Origin of the sequence: Citrobacter sp. CF971 (assembly GCF_006385635.1) — a bacterium.
GTDB classification, from domain to species: Bacteria; Pseudomonadota; Gammaproteobacteria; order Enterobacterales; family Enterobacteriaceae; genus Citrobacter; species Citrobacter freundii.
In genome coordinates, this window is record NZ_CP041051.1 from 4,712,836 (window position 1) to 4,729,937 (window position 17,102).

Annotated in this window: 14 protein-coding genes, 1 tRNA gene and 3 other RNA genes; 3 read left to right on the plus strand and 15 right to left on the minus strand. The window is 52.0% G+C overall.

Annotated elements, in window-relative coordinates; translation table 11 throughout:
* Positions 1-80 precede the first annotated feature (80 nt).
* Positions 81-2,087, minus strand: coding sequence for a biofilm formation regulator HmsP (gene hmsP, locus E6P06_RS26340; protein WP_003846127.1), 2,007 nt, complete (start codon positions 2,085-2,087; stop codon positions 81-83).
* 226 nt (positions 2,088-2,313) lie between these two features.
* Entirely contained in the window at positions 2,314-2,421 is a 108-nt protein-coding gene (locus E6P06_RS26345; protein WP_003023297.1) for a type I toxin-antitoxin system toxin Ldr family protein, read from the minus strand.
* Between the two features lie 427 nt (positions 2,422-2,848).
* Here E6P06_RS26345 and megL point away from each other — a divergent pair, with 427 nt between their 5' ends.
* Both megL and E6P06_RS26355 read left to right on the plus strand, forming a co-directional pair.
* Positions 2,849-4,045: a methionine gamma-lyase gene (megL, locus tag E6P06_RS26350; protein WP_003023295.1), complete on the plus strand. Its 1,197-nt coding sequence runs from the start codon at positions 2,849-2,851 to the stop codon at positions 4,043-4,045.
* A gap of 117 nt (positions 4,046-4,162) precedes the next feature.
* Positions 4,163-5,461 carry an aromatic amino acid transport family protein gene (locus tag E6P06_RS26355; protein WP_016151142.1) on the plus strand — a complete coding sequence of 433 codons (1,299 nt, stop codon included), beginning with the start codon at positions 4,163-4,165 and terminating at the stop codon, positions 5,459-5,461.
* Between the two features lie 35 nt (positions 5,462-5,496).
* On the opposite strand, the gene E6P06_RS26360 is transcribed toward E6P06_RS26355, so the two are convergent.
* From E6P06_RS26360 to eptB, 13 genes are all read right to left on the minus strand, one after another.
* A complete protein-coding gene (locus tag E6P06_RS26360; protein ID WP_003024321.1) occupies positions 5,497-6,699 on the minus strand; it encodes a sigma-54-dependent Fis family transcriptional regulator in 1,203 nt (400 codons plus the stop codon).
* Positions 6,700-6,875: 176 nt separating this feature from the next.
* Positions 6,876-7,880, minus strand: a complete 1,005-nt coding sequence (gene dppF / locus E6P06_RS26365; protein ID WP_003024319.1) for a dipeptide ABC transporter ATP-binding subunit DppF — start codon at positions 7,878-7,880, stop codon at positions 6,876-6,878.
* Positions 7,877-8,860 (minus strand): dipeptide ABC transporter ATP-binding protein, encoded by a 984-nt coding sequence (gene dppD / locus E6P06_RS26370; protein WP_003024317.1) that lies wholly within the window; start codon positions 8,858-8,860, stop codon positions 7,877-7,879. The genes dppF and dppD overlap by 4 nt, the downstream gene beginning before the upstream one ends.
* Positions 8,861-8,870: 10 nt before the next feature.
* A complete protein-coding gene (gene dppC / locus E6P06_RS26375) occupies positions 8,871-9,773 on the minus strand; it encodes a dipeptide ABC transporter permease DppC (protein WP_003837734.1) in 903 nt (300 codons plus the stop codon).
* A 9-nt stretch (positions 9,774-9,782) separates the two neighbouring features.
* Positions 9,783-10,802, minus strand: coding sequence for a dipeptide ABC transporter permease DppB (gene dppB / locus E6P06_RS26380; protein WP_003837733.1), 1,020 nt, complete (start codon positions 10,800-10,802; stop codon positions 9,783-9,785).
* A 166-nt stretch (positions 10,803-10,968) separates the two neighbouring features.
* Positions 10,969-12,576: a dipeptide ABC transporter periplasmic-binding protein DppA gene (gene dppA, locus E6P06_RS26390; protein ID WP_003837731.1), complete on the minus strand. Its 1,608-nt coding sequence runs from the start codon at positions 12,574-12,576 to the stop codon at positions 10,969-10,971.
* Positions 12,491-12,727 (minus strand): hypothetical protein, encoded by a 237-nt coding sequence (locus E6P06_RS27720; protein ID WP_127674029.1) that lies wholly within the window; start codon positions 12,725-12,727, stop codon positions 12,491-12,493. Before E6P06_RS27720 ends, dppA begins: the two co-directional genes overlap by 86 nt.
* Positions 12,728-12,936: 209 nt before the next feature.
* Complete coding sequence (locus E6P06_RS27725) at positions 12,937-13,236, minus strand: hypothetical protein (protein WP_131445299.1); 300 nt, start codon at positions 13,234-13,236, stop codon at positions 12,937-12,939.
* Positions 13,237-13,310: 74 nt separating this feature from the next.
* A non-coding RNA gene (locus E6P06_RS26395) (RtT sRNA) lies at positions 13,311-13,444 on the minus strand.
* A 31-nt stretch (positions 13,445-13,475) separates the two neighbouring features.
* A non-coding RNA gene (locus E6P06_RS26400) (RtT sRNA) lies at positions 13,476-13,609 on the minus strand.
* Positions 13,610-13,640: 31 nt separating this feature from the next.
* Positions 13,641-13,774, minus strand: a non-coding RNA gene (locus E6P06_RS26405) — RtT sRNA.
* Between the two features lie 31 nt (positions 13,775-13,805).
* Positions 13,806-13,882 (minus strand) — tRNA-Pro (locus E6P06_RS26410).
* A 91-nt stretch (positions 13,883-13,973) separates the two neighbouring features.
* A complete protein-coding gene (gene eptB, locus E6P06_RS26415; RefSeq protein WP_003846110.1) occupies positions 13,974-15,668 on the minus strand; it encodes a kdo(2)-lipid A phosphoethanolamine 7''-transferase in 1,695 nt (564 codons plus the stop codon).
* A 169-nt stretch (positions 15,669-15,837) separates the two neighbouring features.
* Here eptB and E6P06_RS26425 point away from each other — a divergent pair.
* Positions 15,838-16,958, plus strand: a protein-coding gene (locus E6P06_RS26425; RefSeq protein ID WP_085950818.1) for an IS3-like element ISSen4 family transposase whose coding sequence is annotated in 2 segments (ribosomal slippage) — positions 15,838-16,096 and positions 16,096-16,958 — 1,122 coding nt in all. Because the reading frame shifts where the segments join, the coding sequence is not laid out codon by codon here.
* Positions 16,959-17,102 lie beyond the last annotated feature (144 nt).

A 17,102-nucleotide genomic window follows, 5' to 3' on the forward strand; every position in this document is an offset into this window, starting at 1 on the left:
CATGACAGAAATGCACCTGGATCATAATTGATACAAAAATGTTAAAAATTTTGAGCTGGCTCGCACAAGCGAGACCTTTTTTAACTTTTGTAATCAGCGCTTTCCGGTGCCAGATAACGTTCTTCAAAGATATTTGCCGGAACGGGTCGGGCAAACAGGAATCCTTGCGCCACTTCCACCCCGGCTTTTGATAACCATTCGCGTTGCGCTTCGGTTTCAACGCCTTCGGCGATCATCTGCAAGTTGAGGCTATGTGCCAGCTGAATGATGGCGGAGATCATGCTGCAATCTTCGGGCACGCCATCGACAAACATCTTATCGATTTTGAGTACATCCACCGGCAGCGACTTCATATGCTGTAGCTGTCGCAGACCCGCATACCCCATGCCAAAGTCGTCCAGGGCGATGCGCACGCCCGCGTTGCGCAGCGGTCGCAAAATGGCCACTGCGGCGTGGGGATCGTCAATATGCCGGCTTTCAGTCACTTCCAGAATCAATGTGCCTGGCTTAATGCGATAGCGCGTTAACAACTCCAGCAGATCAGACACCATACTTGGGTGCATCAACTGGAGAGCGGATAAATTCACCGAGAGCGGCAGCATGAGACCGCGTTCTTGCCAGGCTGACAGCTGGCGGCATGTTTCTTCCAGCACCCAATAACCGACGGTCACCATCAGACCACAAGACTCAATTCTGTCGATTAACCCTTCCGGCAGCTCCCAGCTACCGTCCGGCTGCTGCATCCGCAACAATGCTTCTGCGCTCAATACCTTGCCGCTGGACATCTCAACCTGGGGCTGCATCCAGAGCGCAAATTGCTGGTTATCCATGGCGGTTAAAATATCGTTCTCTTGGGTTAAACGCTGCTGCGCCTCTTCCATCTGCAACGGATCAAAGAACTGAATTTGGTTTTTACCTTTATGACGCGACGTTAACACAGCTGACAGGGCGCGGCGGTAGAGCTGCTCTGCGGTTAAATCACCATAAAACATCGCCACCCCAATGTTGCAGGTAGGACGTAGTTGAATGCCCTGAATCGGTAACCGCTCATTAACGATAGTGAGTACTTGCTGACCTAGCGTAATAGCGTGCCAGGGTTCTTTTACACCATGGGCGATAATGGCAAAGTCGTAGCCACTCACCTGGGTAAGCACCATCCGGGGAGACAATACAGACTTCAGTTTTTCGACCAGCGTAAGTAACAGGATTTCTCGCTGGGTTTCGGTTAACACACCCGCGGTGTCACGTAGGGTTTCGCAGGTGACAATCATCAGCGCCGTCGTCTGTTGGCGGGTAACAACCTGCTCCAGCAGCCCCATTAAAAACGACTTATTGGGCAGTTCGGAAACCGGGAAACGCATTGCTAAGTCGCTTTGATCTTCGCTATGTCGCTGAATCAACTGCTGATTAAGATTGTAGCTACGCACCAGCATACCAATCTCATCATCCTGATGTAGACGCGGCAATGCCAGTTGATAACCAATCAGGTCCTGCTGTTGAATGTCGTTCAGCTCACGGGCAATTTTACGTAAGGGGTGCACAATCAAGCGGTTAATGCACCAGGAGATAGCGACGGTCAGTATTAGCGACAAAAGTAAGTAAATGGTCACTAACGTCGAGAGCGTACTCATCACGAATTTGTACATGCGGTACGAATCCGCCTGCAGCACCAGATACGCCAGCGGTTGTGGGTTAGCGGAACGTTCAAGAGAATAGATAGGCAGCGAAATTTGTACCGGAAGCTCAAACAGGCGAGTCACCGTAACCGGAACCGGACGTTCAGGTATAAAGCTCATCCGCAGCGCCTGAAACTGATTAGGCAGCACCACATCGGCGCGACTTACCACGCCTGCTGGCCGAATACTTCTTAAAATAGCTTCCGCTTCGGGAATATCCCCTTTCAGGATAGTGTTCGACAGAGGTTCACGAACGGAGCGAGCGATACTTTCCAGTTGCGTAGCCGTGTTATAGCGGTTTTGCTGGACCAGATGGAACAACAAAACGGTGCAAAAAATAAAAACGAACACCATAACAACGGCCGCAACCATTGCCATCTGCTTAATTGTTAACGAGCGACTGACACGCAAACTGACTCTCCACGGATAGACGAAACTGCCGTCAGAGTATACCCGATCGTAGCGGTATTAAGAGAGGCGGTATCTGAAAACTTCCCAGCGTGCATTATCGCGACAGGATAGGCACCTGACGACGAGATTTATCTGCATTTAAGCCGAAAAAGGCCGCAAGGTTACCCCCTGCGGCCTGGTTCGGGCGCATGTTGCCATTACGGCAGGCAGACGCCCGCAAAGTGCATTACTTCCTGTTACGCAGCCAGTTCACAATCAAGCTGGCAATAATGCCAGCGATAATTGGAGCCGCTAAATCGTGCCAGAAAGCCACGCCTAACTGTGCGAGCGTCATATAGCCGCCTGTGTTGCAATGGCAACTGTTCGCGGCTATTCTTGAGTTGTTGAGGTTCAAGTTAGCCCCCGTTTTGTTGCCAGGTTTATACCGAACAACGTGCGGGGGTTTTCTCTTTCCAGCAACCTATGCCGCCGGGGATCAAGCCCCCGCAACATTGCGCCTCACCGGGTAAACCCGGCTTGCCGCTGATTCTACGGTAACACTTCCGTCTCATCACCCCGGAGTGATCCAGTCTGCGTAAAGCCTCGCAATTACGGCTTAATAAATCCGCCAAGCGCTGGAAAGTTTCTTGCCAACTGGCAACTTTCCTGACGGCTACCCGCACGATAAAACCACTAACACATTGATATCTATTAGTTTATTTTCTGGCACAGCGATTGCTATATGACTGTGAGCTGTTCTGTTCCGAATCAAAGGAGATATCATGTCTGACTGTCGTACTTACGGATTCAACACCCAGATCGTTCACGCGGGGCAACAACCCGACCCTTCAACTGGCGCGCTCAGTACGCCTATTTTCCAGACTTCAACGTTTGTTTTTGACAGCGCCGAACAAGGTGCCGCCCGCTTTGCGCTCGAAGAGTCCGGGTACATTTACACCCGTTTGGGTAACCCCACCACCGATGCGCTGGAGAAAAAGCTGGCGGTACTGGAACGAGGTGAAGCCGGACTGGCAACCGCGTCCGGTATTTCAGCTATCACCACAACGCTGTTGACGCTTTGTCAGCAGGGTGACCATATCGTTTCCGCCAGCGCGATTTACGGTTGTACCCACGCGTTTTTGTCGCACAGCATGCCGAAGTTTGGGATTAACGTCAGCTTTGTCGACGCGGCAAAGCCTGAAGAAATCCGCGCCGCCATGCGCCCGGAAACCAAAGTTGTATATATCGAAACGCCCGCTAACCCGACGCTGTCGCTGGTCGACATTGAAACGGTAGCCGGTATCGCCCATCAGCAAGGCGCATTGCTGGTGGTGGATAACACCTTTATGTCGCCGTACTGTCAGCAGCCTTTGCAACTGGGCGCGGATATTGTGGTGCACAGCGTCACCAAATATATCAACGGTCACGGGGATGTGATTGGCGGCATCATTGTTGGTAAGCAGGAGTTTATCGACCAGGCGCGGTTTGTTGGCCTGAAAGATATCACCGGCGGCTGCATGAGTCCTTTCAATGCGTGGTTGACGCTGCGCGGCGTTAAAACGCTGGGCATTCGTATGGAGCGTCACTGTGAAAATGCGCTGAAAATCGCCCGCTTCCTCGAAGGGCATCCGTCCATTACTCGGGTGTATTATCCAGGCCTGTCATCGCATCCGCAGTATGAGCTGGGCCAGCGACAAATGAGCCTGCCAGGTGGAATTATCAGCTTCGAAATCGCCGGCGGCCTCGAGGCTGGCAGACGGATGATCAATTCTGTAGAATTATGCCTCCTCGCGGTCAGTCTCGGTGATACCGAAACCCTCATTCAGCACCCAGCGTCTATGACACATTCGCCCGTTGCGCCAGAGGAACGGCTTAAAGCAGGTATTACCGACGGGCTTATCCGTCTTTCTGTGGGTCTTGAAGATCCAGAAGATATTATTAACGACCTTGAACACGCCATCAGAAAGGCAACATTCTGACCAATATGGCCTGAACCGACGCCGTTCGGTTCAGGTTGTTGAGAATCAAGGCACAACAGTCTGGCAATACGCGCAATCCTCTTTCGGGGAGAACGTGTATTTTGGGCAGGGGGTTCTATGCAGGACAACACATTACAATTAAGCAACAATACAGCAACCGCCGTACCATTCTCAAAAAAAATACCGTTTACGAAATACGATTTTGGCTGGGTATTACTGTGCATAGGCATGGCCATTGGTGCCGGAACGGTACTGATGCCGGTACAAATTGGCCTAACAGGCATTTGGGTATTTATTGTCGCCTTTATTATTGCTTATCCGGCAACTTATATTGTGCAGGATATTTATTTAAAAACATTATCAGAAAGTGAAACCTGTAATGACTACACGGATATTATAAGTCATTATCTGGGAAAAAACTGGGGCGTATTTCTTGGTGTCATCTATTTTCTGATGATTATTCACGGCATATTTATTTATTCCTTATCGGTGGTTTTTGACAGCGCCTCATATATCAAAACCTTCGGCTTGACCGAGTCCGATCTTTCACAGTCGATAATCTACAAAGTGGCCATTTTTGCCGTGCTGGTCGCCATTGCTTCCGGGGGAGAAAAACTGCTATTCAAAATCTCCGGCCCGATGGTAGTGGTCAAAGTGGGTATCATCATCGTATTTGGTTTTGCGATGGTTCCACACTGGAACTTCGCTAATATCAGCGCGTTCCCTGAAGCCTCGGTGTTCTTTCGCGATGTGCTGCTAACCATCCCGTTCTGCTTCTTCTCCGCGGTGTTTATTCAGGTGTTGAACCCTATGAACATCGCCTACCGCAAACGGGTGGCAGACCGGGTACTGGCCACTCGTATGGCTATACGTACGCATCGGATCAGTTACATTACGCTGATTGCGGTCATCCTGTTTTTCTCTTTTTCTTTTACCTTTTCCATTAGCCATGAAGAAGCCGTTTCAGCCTTCGAACAAAATATTTCCGCTCTGGCGCTGGCGGCACAGGTGATTCCGGGACAGATTATTCATATCACCTCAACGGTATTAAATATCTTCGCCGTATTAACCGCGTTCTTTGGTATTTATTTGGGATTCCACGAGGCGATCAAAGGAATTATTCTTAACGTACTGAGCCGCGTTATTGACGTGGAAAAAATTAATCCTCTGGTACTTACGCTGGGTATTTGTACCTTTATTGTTATCACCCTGGTGATTTGGGTATCGTTTCGCGTATCAGTACTGGTGTTCTTCCAGTTAGGCAGCCCGCTGTACGGGATTGTGTCGTGTATTATTCCGTTTTTCCTGATCTATAAAGTCACACAGCTGGAAAAACTACGCGGGCTGAAAACCTGGCTAATCCTGCTGTACGGGATCCTGCTGTGCCTGTCGCCATTACTGAAGCTGATTGAATAACCCGCGTAAACTGCGCCGTCAGCTCCTGGCGGCGCTTAGCTCACACTCTCCAGTTGATAGCTGCGAATTTTATTCAGTACCGTGGTATGTGACACCCCCAGCGCTTTGGCGATATGCCGCGACGACACATTCTCTTCCATCATCTGTTCAATAAGCTGGCGTTCCGCATACAAAACCTGCTCTTTAAAAGGACGTTCTGTCGGGCCTTGCTCAGCGGCGGGCAAATTCACCATCCCTAATTCTTCGGGCGTAATGACATCGGATTCCGCCATTAGCATCAGACGAATAATGGTATTTTCCAGTTCGCGCACGTTTCCCGGCCAGCTGTGATGGTGCAAGGCATCAAAACAAGCTTTATCCAGAATGATCCGCCGTTGGAATTCCTTCGCGTATTTCTGCACAAAGTGGCGAATCAACAGACTGATATCCTGCGGACGCTCCCGCAAGGGCGGAATAGTCAGGGAAAGTACATTGATGCGGTAATAGAGATCGGCGCGCAGCAGACGTTGTTCCACCATATCTTCCAGATTGGCGTTGGTTGCCACAATAATGCGTACATTAACCGGAATAATTTGCGCCCCACCAACGCGACGGATCCCACCATCCTGCAGGACGCGCAATAATTTAGCCTGTAAGCCCAGCGACATTTCACCAAACTCATCGAGAAAAAGGGTGCCTTTATCGGCCATTTCAAACAGCCCTTTTTTGCCTTTACAATCCGCGCCGCTAAAAGCCCCTTTCTCATAGCCAAAGAATTCACTCTCCATAAGCGACTCAGGTAGTGCAGAGCAGTTGACCGGAATAAACGGATAAAAACGTCGCTGCCCGGAATTATGGATAGCCCGGGCCAGCAGCTCTTTGCCGGTACCCGTATCGCCACGGATCAGAACGGTATATTTGCTGTCAGCAATTTTTATCGCCTTTTCGATAAGCGCGTGCATGCTCTGGCTGCTGCAAATAATGTCAGAGAAATAACGCGGGCGTTCCGGCTCCGGCGTTGACAGCTCGCTTATCTCCTCACAGAGGTAAGCGACATTAATAATATCGGCGCGCTGGCTTAAACAGGATTGCACACAGGAAATATCCTGTAGCTGGCGGCACCAGGATTTAATCAGGATCCGTCCAGGTGTGACTTTCATGGAGATGATATTGATATCGCAGCAGGAAAATTCCTTCAGGACATCCTCAACCATCGACAGACGATCAATTGTTTTAATATCCCAGCGTATCGTGACCACATTTGCTCCTGATAGTTAGCAACTGCGAAATAGATATTTCTGTGACGAGAGGAAAACTGACTACATTTTAGACGCTGTGGAATAATGTTCTGCCAGAGGACTCACATTGTGGACGGAAAAACAAAATATAAAAAAACCGGAGCACAAGGCTCCGGTTATCGGGTTATAACCCACGTTTATTGCTGTGGGTTTTCGTCCTGGTCAACGGCGAAACAGGCCACCAGTTGACCGCCATAGTCTTTTAACTGTGGCTGAAGCTGAGTACACGGACCAAAGCGACGACGGCAACGGGCGTTGAATGCGCAGCCTGGTGGCGGATTCAGCGGGCTTGGCAGCTCACCGGTCAGCTTGATACGCTCGCGGCGATCGTCCGGGTTCAGGCGCGGCGTTGCGGAGAGCAGCGCCTGAGTGTACGGATGCCGTGGATTATTGAAGATCTGATCCTTGGTTCCTTTTTCCACACAGCGGCCTAAATACATCACCATCACTTCATCGGCAATGTGCTCTACCACCGACAGGTCGTGCGAGATAAAGACGTATGACAGCCCCAGTTCCTGTTGCAAGTCCATCATCAGGTTCAGCACCTGCGCACGTACGGAAACGTCCAGCGCCGAGACCGGTTCGTCAGCAATCACCACATCCGGGTCAAGCATCAGACCGCGGGCAATGGCGATACGCTGACGCTGGCCGCCGGAGAACATATGCGGATAGCGGTCGTAGTGCTCGGTTTTCAGCCCCACTTTCGCCATCATCGCCAGCGCTTTTTCACGACGCTCCTCTTTGCTGAGCGTGGAGTTGATCAGCAACGGCTCTTCCAGAATCTGCCCTACTTTTTTACGCGGGTTCAGGGAACCATAGGGGTTCTGGAACACTATCTGGATTTTCTGCCGACGCAGCTTCTGCGCCTGCGGGTCATGCTTGAGTAAATCCTGTCCCTGGTAATACAGCTCACCGCCAGTCGGGATTTCAATCATCGTCAGCAGACGGCCAAGGGTGGATTTCCCACAGCCCGACTCACCTACCACCGCCAGCGTTTTACCGCGCTCCAGAGTAAAGGAAACGCCATCCAGCGCTTTCACCAGGCGTTCCGGGGCGAACATGCCCTTCTTCACCGGGTAGTGTTTTTTCAGGTCAATTGCCTGCAACAGCGGCTGTTGCGCGGCGGCCTTTTGCGTACTCATAGCCCAGGCCTCCCGGCATCATCAAGTGGGTAGTGGCATTTCGACTGACGACCGCCTTCCAGCAGGTTCAGTTCAGGTTCTTCAGCGCGGCATTTGTCGGTCGCATAGGGGCAGCGTGGATTCAGCAAACAGCCGCTCGGGCGGTCATATTTACCGGGAACCACGCCCGGCAGTGAGGCCAGACGCGCTTTATCCTGAGCAAACTCCGGCAGCGCGCGCAGCAGCGCCTGGGTGTAAGGATGACGCGGCGCGCGGAAGATATCCTGCGCGGCCCCGGTTTCCACTACCTGCCCAGCGTACATCACGATGATTTTGTGCGCCGCTTCAGCTACCAGCGCCAGATCGTGCGTGATTAAGACCAGCGCCATGTTCTCTTTTTGCTGCAATTCCAGCAGTAGCTCGATGATCTGCGCCTGAATGGTCACATCCAGCGCCGTTGTCGGTTCATCGGCAATCAGCAGCTTCGGACGACAGGCAATCGCCATCGCGATCATCACGCGCTGACTCATCCCACCGGACAACTGGTGCGGATAGACATCCAGACGCGAGGCCGGATCGGGGATCCCCACCAGCGTCAGCAGGTCAATTGCCCGCTGAATACGCGTTTTTTTGTTGCCGCCCTGGTGCACCTTGATGGCTTCCATAATCTGGTAGCCGACGGTGTAGCAGGGGTTAAGACTGGTCATCGGGTCCTGGAAGATCATTGCCACTTCCGCACCCACCAGTTGGCGACGCTCTTTCTCAGAGATGCGCTTCAGGTCGCGACCATTAAACTCCAGATTTTCGGCCATAACACGACCAGGGTAGTCAATCAGTCCCATAATCGCCAGCGAGCTGACGGACTTACCAGAACCAGACTCCCCAACAATGCCAACCACTTCACCCTGATTCACACTGTAGCTAATGCGGTCTACGGCGCGGAATTCGGAACCTACGTCGCCGAAATGCACCGATAATTTATCTACATTTAATAACGCCATCTCGAACCTCTTACTGCTTCAGTTTGGGATCGAGCGCGTCACGCAGACCGTCACCCATCAGGTTAAATGCCAGCACCGTCAACAGGATCGCCAGCCCCGGGAAGGTCACAACCCACCAGGCGCTTTGGGCAAACTGCAGAACGTCAGAGAGCATGGTGCCCCATTCCGGCGTAGGCGGCTGTGCGCCCATCCCCAGGAAGCCGAGGGCAGCCATATCGAGAATGGCGTTAGAGAAGCCAAGCGACGCCTGAACAATCAGCGGCGCAAGACAGTTAGGCAGAATATTGACGAACATTTGGCGCATCGCGCCGGCTCCCGCCACGCGGGATGCGGTGACGTAGTCGCGGTTAACTTCCACCAGCACAGCGGCGCGCGTCAGACGCACATAGTGCGGCAATGCCACAAACGTCAGCGCCAGCGCAGCGTTGCCTATCGAGGGACCAAATACCGCCACCAGCACCAGCGCCAGTAACAGGCTCGGCAATGCCAGCATGATATCGACCACACGCATGATGACGTTATCGACAATTCCACCAAAGTAGCCGGCGATCAGCCCAAGAACCACGCCCATCAGCAGGGAGAGTACAACCACCAGACAGCCAACCAACAGCGACAGACGCGCACCGTACATCAGGCGGGACAGCACGTCGCGGCCCACATCATCAGTACCAAACAGATGCGCCATGGAACCGCCTTCCTGCCACGCAGGAGGAGCTAGTAGCGTATCGCGGAACTGGTCTGCCGGGTTGTAGGGTGCAAGGACGTTGGCAAAGACCGCAATCAGGATCATTACCACCACATACACCAGCCCAACAACCGCGCCTTTGTTGCGTTTAAAATAGTGCCAGAACTCCTGCAGCGGCGTCATCGGCACCGGTGCAGCAATAACTTTGTTTTCAGTAACCTGTGACATGATGGCCCCTTACTTCTTATGCCGAATACGCGGGTTCACCACGCCATACAGCAGGTCTACCAGCAGGTTGACGAGGATAATCATCGTCGCGACCAGCAGTACCCCGCCCTGCACTACCGGATAATCACGGCGTTGCAGCGCATCGATCAGCCAGCGTCCCAGCCCCGGCCACGAGAAGATAGTCTCGGTCAGGATTGCCCCAGCCAGCAACGTACCAACCTGCAGGCCGATAACGGTTACAACGGGCAGCATCGCGTTACGCAGAGCGTGAATGATGATGACGCGCATACGGGTCAAACCTTTAGCGCGCGCGGTACGAATGTAATCCTCGCCCAGCACTTCCAGCATCGACGAACGGGTCATACGCACAATGACCGCCAGAGGAATGGTACCCAGCACCATCGCAGGCAAGACCATATGCGCCAACGCATCGATAAAGTTGCCCTCTTCACCCCAGATGGCGGTGTCTATCAACATAAAACCGGTCAGCGGATTGGAATCATCAAGGAACACCATGTCGCTCACCCGCCCAGAAACTGGCGTCAGGTTCCACTGCACGGAAACCAGCATGATCAGCATCATGCCCCACCAGAAAATCGGCATGGAGTAACCGGTCAGCGCCAGGCCAACGGCGGTGTGATCGAAAATGGAGCCGCGCTTAACGGCAGCAAGTACACCCACCGGGATACCCACTGCGACGGCGAAAATCATCGCGCAGACGCCGAGTTCCAGCGTGGCTTTGAATCGAGGTACGAACTCTTCCCACACCGGTAAGCGGCTTTTCAGTGAGATACCTAAATCGCCATGCATAACCCCCCAGATATAGTGGAGGTACTGCTGCCACATAGGCTTATCCAGACCGAGTTCAGCCAGCAGTTGAGCATGACGCTCAGGGGAGATCCCACGTTCACCTGCCATGATCATAACCGGATCGCCGGGGATCATATGGACGAAGGCAAAGGTGAGAAGAGTGATACCGATAAACGTGGGGATGACGAGTCCCAAACGTCGGAGAATGAACTGCAACATAACCCGGATTCTCTCTAATGACGCACGGCCTGGAACCGTGAGTCTGCATTGCTCACAAATCTTATCCCACGCAAACTGCATCGTGGGTAAAGCATTACGCCGGATGGCGCTGCGCTTATCCGGCCTACACAATACCGGGGCGCAGCGCTTCCTTGATTGCTTTTAATTATTCGACAGAGACGTTTTCGAAGTGGTGTTTGCCTAATGGATCAACCACATAGCCTTTTACTTCTTTACGCACTGGTTCATACACGGTGGAGTGAGCAACAATCAGAGCCGGGGCCTGATCGTGCATAACAACCTGAGCTTGCTTGTACAGTTCAATACGTTTGTTGTGATCGTCGGTCGCACGCGCCGGTTGGATCAGGTCTTCAAACGGCTTGTAGCACCAGCGAGAGTAGTTGGAGCCGTCTTTCGCTGCCGCACAGCTAAACAGGGTGGCGAAGAAGTTGTCCGGATCCCCGTTGTCACCGGTCCAACCCATCATCACCGCCTGATGTTCACCCGCTTTGGCGCGTTTCAGATACTCGCCCCACTCGTAGGTCACAATCTTGGCCTGAACGCCAATTTTCGCCCAGTCAGCCTGAACCATTTCCGCCATACGACGAGCGTTCGGGTTGTAAGGACGCTGTACCGGCATGGCCCACAGTTCAACGGTAAAGCCTTTGTCCTGACCGGCTTCCTTCAACAGCGCTTTGGCCTTCTCAGGATCGTAGGTGTAGTCTTTAACGTCGTCGTTATAGCCCCACATGGTCGGTGGGATCAGGTTTTTCGCGGCAACGCCAGCACCCTGATAAACCGCTTTGATGATCGCTTCTTTGTTTACCGCGTAGGTCAGCGCCTGACGGACTTTCACATCATCAAACGGTTTCTTCTCGGTGTTGAAAGAGAGGTAGCCAACGTTCAGACCGGCCTGCTCCATCAGGTTGATATTTTTATCCTGCTTCATGCGTGCGATGTCAGCCGGGTTCGGGTACGGCATCACCTGGCACTCGTTCTTCTGCAGTTTGGCGTAACGCACAGAAGCGTCAGGCGTAATGGAGAAGACCAGACGGTCGATCTGCGGCTTAGTGCCCCAGTAACCTTCGAATGCTTTATACAGAATACGAGAGTCTTTCTGGTACTGCTGCAGCTGGAACGGACCGGTACCGATTGGGTTCAGATCCACTTTCTCCGGGGAACCGGCTTTCAGCATGTTGTCCGCATATTCTTTGGAAAGAATAGAAGCGAAGTCCATCGCCAGGTCAGCCAGGAACGGTGCTTCCGGGCGAGTCAGCACGAACTGAACGGTTTTATCATCCACTTTTTTCACTTCGGAGATCAGGTCTGGCAGACCCATCCCTTCGAAGTATTCATAGCTGCCGCCAGAAACTTTATGGTACGGGTTCTGGGCATTTTTCTGACGATCGAAAGAGAACACCACGTCATCGGCGTTTAAATCGCGCGTCGGTTTGAAATCTTTGTTGTCCTGCCACTTCACGCCCTGACGCAGGTGGAAGGTATAGGTTTTACCGTCTTCGCTGATTTCCCACTTCTCAGCAAGTCCCGGGATCACTTCAGTTGTGCCGGTTTTGAACTCGACCAGGCGGTTATAGATCGGCACGGAGCTGGCATCATAGGTGGTACCAGAGGTGAAAAGCTGCGGGTTAAAGCCTTCAGGAGATCCTTCTGAACAATAAACCAGAGTTTTAGCCTGTACGCTTGCTGCGACGGTCATAGCCACCAGGCTCAGACCAAGCTTCAGCATCCCTGACTTCTTCAAGGAAATACTCATTCTTCTGCTCCAAATGTGATGTTTGTTGTTTTACCCTTTGCAATGGGTTTGCACCGCCTGGCCTTTTTTGTTTTTTACCCGGCCGGGTCAGCGTTAAGAGGATGGGGATTCCGTTCACATAAGCGACTGAGTTGCAGTGCGGATTCTCCATGAAATGCCCCTCATACCCTACAATCTGTCAACAGAATGTGAAAACGTCAATACAGGTAACCGCGATTTACACCAACGGTGAGAATTGGCAAACAAAGATTAAAAAAAGTGCAAGCGGGTATTTTCAGCAGGGAAATTTGTGCTACGCGCACTATGCCAGAATAAACATCTTCATACTTCGCAACATTTGGAGATTAACATTTATGCAATTTATTCAAATTTTCCCAATGAATGCTGCATATCTGAGCGATTAATGCCATGAACGTTAAAACGCACAGCGGAAAATGCCAGCGCCAGCCATAAGTAGCGCAAAAAAAGTTTCAAGCAAACATAAAAAAAGGCAATGGAATATGTCACAGAATCGTTAACTGTCAGTGGGAAGTGATGCACAATTTTTGCAGATAAAAGGAAGGTCAAAGGTGGGGTTGGAATAACGCCATACACGCCGGGATGAAACTGGGTCTGTAGGCCGGATAAGGCGCTTGCGCCGCCATCCGGCAATGTCTCCAATATTGCCTGATGGCGCTTCGCTTATCAGGCCTACAAAACAAAAAACCCTGCTCGTTGAGCAGGGTTTTTGAATTTGGTCGGTGATAGAGGATTACTCGCCACTACGTGGCTCGCCCCGCGGGCCGTTGCTGACGCAACGTTCTCTCGCTACGCTCGAGTCGAACCTCTTACCCCCGGAGGTTCTCATCCTCCTGGGCTATAAAGCAAAAAACCCTGCTCGTTGAGCAGGGTTTTGAATTTGGTCGGTGATAGAGGATTACTCGCCACTACGTGGCTCGCCCTGCGGGCCGTTGCTGACGCAACGTTCTCTCGCTACGCTCGAGTCGAACCTCTTACCCCCGGAGGTTCTCATCCTCCTGGGCTATAAAGCAAAAAACCCTGCTCGTTGAGCAGGGTTTTGAATTTGGTCGGTGATAGAGGATTACTCGCCACTACGTGGCTCGCCCTGCGGGCCGTTGCTGACGCAACGTTCTCTCGCTACGCTCGAGTCGAACCTCTTACCCCCGGAGGTTCTCATCCTCCTGGGCTATAAAGCAAAAAACCCTGCTCGTTGAGCAGGGTTTTGAATTTGGTCGGTGATAGAGGATTCGAACCTCCGACCCCTTCGTCCCGAACGAAGTGCGCTACCAGGCTGCGCCAATCACCGAATGCGGGGCGCATCTTACTGCTCAGCCGCGCGCCCGTCAATCCCTTAGTATCAAAATGCCATTTGATCGGCGAGAAAGTCAGCAGCTCTGTTACTGGGCTGTAACCTTCTTCGCGTCCGGGATACGACACCAGTTGTTATTCTCGTTAATCCCCCCATTTGGCGAGGTATAACCAAGGCAACCCAGAACGGTATCGTACAGTTCCACATGACGACGCGGCACCTTCATCTCAGCTTCTTGCTTCAGGTGCGCAAATGCCTTCGCATGGTCAGGGTCTTCCAGATATTTGTCTGACATCCACACCATCATAGGAACGCGGAACTGCTCAGGCGGCGCCATTTTACGCGGCGTACCGTGCAGGTGCTCACGTTCGTTAATTGACTCACCGTGATCGGCGGCGTAAAACACGATCGCTTTCTTATCGCGCAACTGATCAAACACCTGGGTAATAAAGTGATCAACGTAGGTTACCGAATTATCAAATGAATTAATCATCTCAGCTTTCGAGCAGCCACTATCAACATTGACACACTCCGGCTTCCACTGTGCATATTCGCGGGTGTAGCGCTGGGTGTAGTTAAAATGCGAGCCCTTGGTGTGCAGAATAATCAGACGCTTTTCGCCATCATCAGTCTTCTGTAAAGATTGCTGCATCTCATTAATCAGCAGCATATCGTCAACGTTTTTGCCACGGTTACGCGGCTCTGCGCCAATCTGTTCACGATAGGCAATGTTTTCCGCCATGGTATTGCTGTAGAACCACATCTCGCTTTGCATCGCGTAAAGATCGGTCTTGAACCCTAACTGGCCGAGCACAGAAAAGACGTTTTGTTCTTTCAGAGTACGCTGCGGGTTTTCTTCCGCCCCGCCCTCGCGCACAAACATACAGCGCAGCGAAAGTTTAGTCGCCGTATCACAGGAATATCCTCGGAAAGCCGCCAGGTTTTTCTCCTGAGCCAGCCTTGGCGTGGTGTTTCGCTCATAGCCAAAAATCCCCATATGATCCCAGCGCGTGGTTTCACCGATAATAAACACGACATAGGTGTCGTCGAGATTGTTGGGGGCAACGTAGGTGAACTTCTTCGCCGGGTTCATCAGCGATTTGTTGTCTGAAGATTCATCCACCTGCGCCCAGGCGTATAAACCCAGCGCAGAGAGCCAGTTTGACGGCAAATAGGAGTTCGCAACGACTCCGCCGTAGCTGGGTAAATCGATCCCTGTTTCACGCTCAACGCTTTTTTGTTGCATGCTGAGCAGACGAATGGGCGCCCACACCATCAGGCCAGCCAATAAAACCGCCGCTACGCTACGCCATCTCATGCCTGGCGTACGAATCTGTTTCATCAGGGTATAGCGGCAGCGATTACTCCAAATCAGAACCAACGGTAAAATGCTGACCGAAACCAGCCACACGATAAAATGCCAGCCGACGACTTCTTTTGATAAATCAATATCGGTGGTCATGACCGAGGCAATAATACCGTAGCCAATGACCACGTTCAGGAAGGTCATGTAATAGCTGGCGCCGGCAGAACAGAGCACCACAAACGTTGCCAGTACACGCCAGGCGCGTCGGCCAAATAAAGAGAGAACACGGAGTAAAAAGAAGGTCACCAGCACAGTGCCAGCTAATTCAACAACCGCAGAGAGTCCTTTCCAGACGGTAAACTCGTGCGCATATCCGCTAAAGCGACGGAAAAACACAGCGCAATTCATAAAAAGACCGATATAGATCGCCAGCAAGAAACTCAGCTTCTGCTGCGTCATCGATTTGATATATCTCATGCAAACAAACCCTGGAGGAAGGGATAAAAACACCCTGCGCAAAAGCCTGTCAGGCCATACAGGGGAAAAGTGCGACAAGTGCAGATAATAAGAAAATTTGACCTGCTCCCCGTTGATTAGTACACCCCGATGTTAGTAATGTCTTCATAAGCCACATGAGGACATCCCCATGAAGAAGCGTTTTTCCGACGAACAGATCATCAGTATTCTCCGCGAAGCCGAAGCTGGGGTACCCGCCCGTGAACTCTGCCGCAAGCATGCCATTTCCGATGCCACGTTTTACACCTGGCGTAAGAAGTATGGCGGTATGGAGGTGCCTGAAGTTAAGCGCCTGAAGTCGCTTGAGGAAGAGAACACCAGACTCAAGAAGCTGCTTGCCGAAGCCATGCTGGATAAAGAGGCGCTTCAGGTGGCTCTTGGGCGAAAGTACTGACGACAGACCAGAAGCGGGAAGCCGTGATGTTGATGTGTGATGCGACCGGTCTGTCGCAACGTCGTGCCTGCAGGCTTACAGGTTTATCCCTGTCGACCTGCCGCTATGAGGCTCACCGTCCGGCTGCTGATGCGCATTTATCAGGGCGCATCACTGAGCTGGCACTGGAGCGCAGGCGTTTTGGCTACCGTCGTATTTGGCAGTTGCTGCGCCGTGAAGGGCTTCATGTTAATCATAAGCGCGTGTACCGGCTTTATCACCTCAGTGGCCTGGGCGTAAAACGCAGAAGACGTCGTAAAGGGCTGGCAACAGAACGTCTGCCGCTGCTCCGTCCGGCGGCGCCCAATCTGACCTGGTCGATGGATTTCGTCATGGACGCACTTTCCACCGGTCGCAGGATCAAGTGTCTTACCTGCGTCGATGATTTCACAAAGGAATGCCTGACGGTCACTGTTGCCTTTGGGATTTCAGGCGTTCAGGTCACGCGTATTCTGGACAGCATTGCACTGTTTCGAGGCTATCCGGCGACGATAAGAACTGACCAGGGGCCGGAGTTCACTTGCCGTGCACTGGATCAATGGGCCTTTGAGCATGGTGTTGAGTTGCGCTTAATCCAGCCGGGCAAGCCAACGCAGAACGGATTTATTGAGAGCTTTAACGGACGATTTCGCGATGAATGTTTGAATGAGCACTGGTTCAGCGATATCGTTCATGCCAGGAAAATTATTAATGACTGGCGGCAGGATTATAACGAATGCCGCCCGCACTCCACGCTGAATTATCAGACACCGTCTGAATTTGCAGCGGGCTGGAGAAAGGGTCATTCTGAGAATGAAGATTCCGACGTTACTAACTGAGTGTTGTATCTAATCGTGGGGGCAGGTCAAATTCTACAGCGCAGGTAAGTAGACCACAGGAGGGAAGAAAAGTGCTTATAGAGAATGCAAACGGCGCATATATTTTTGTAAATATATGCGCCGGGCATTAATCAGACCACTAAT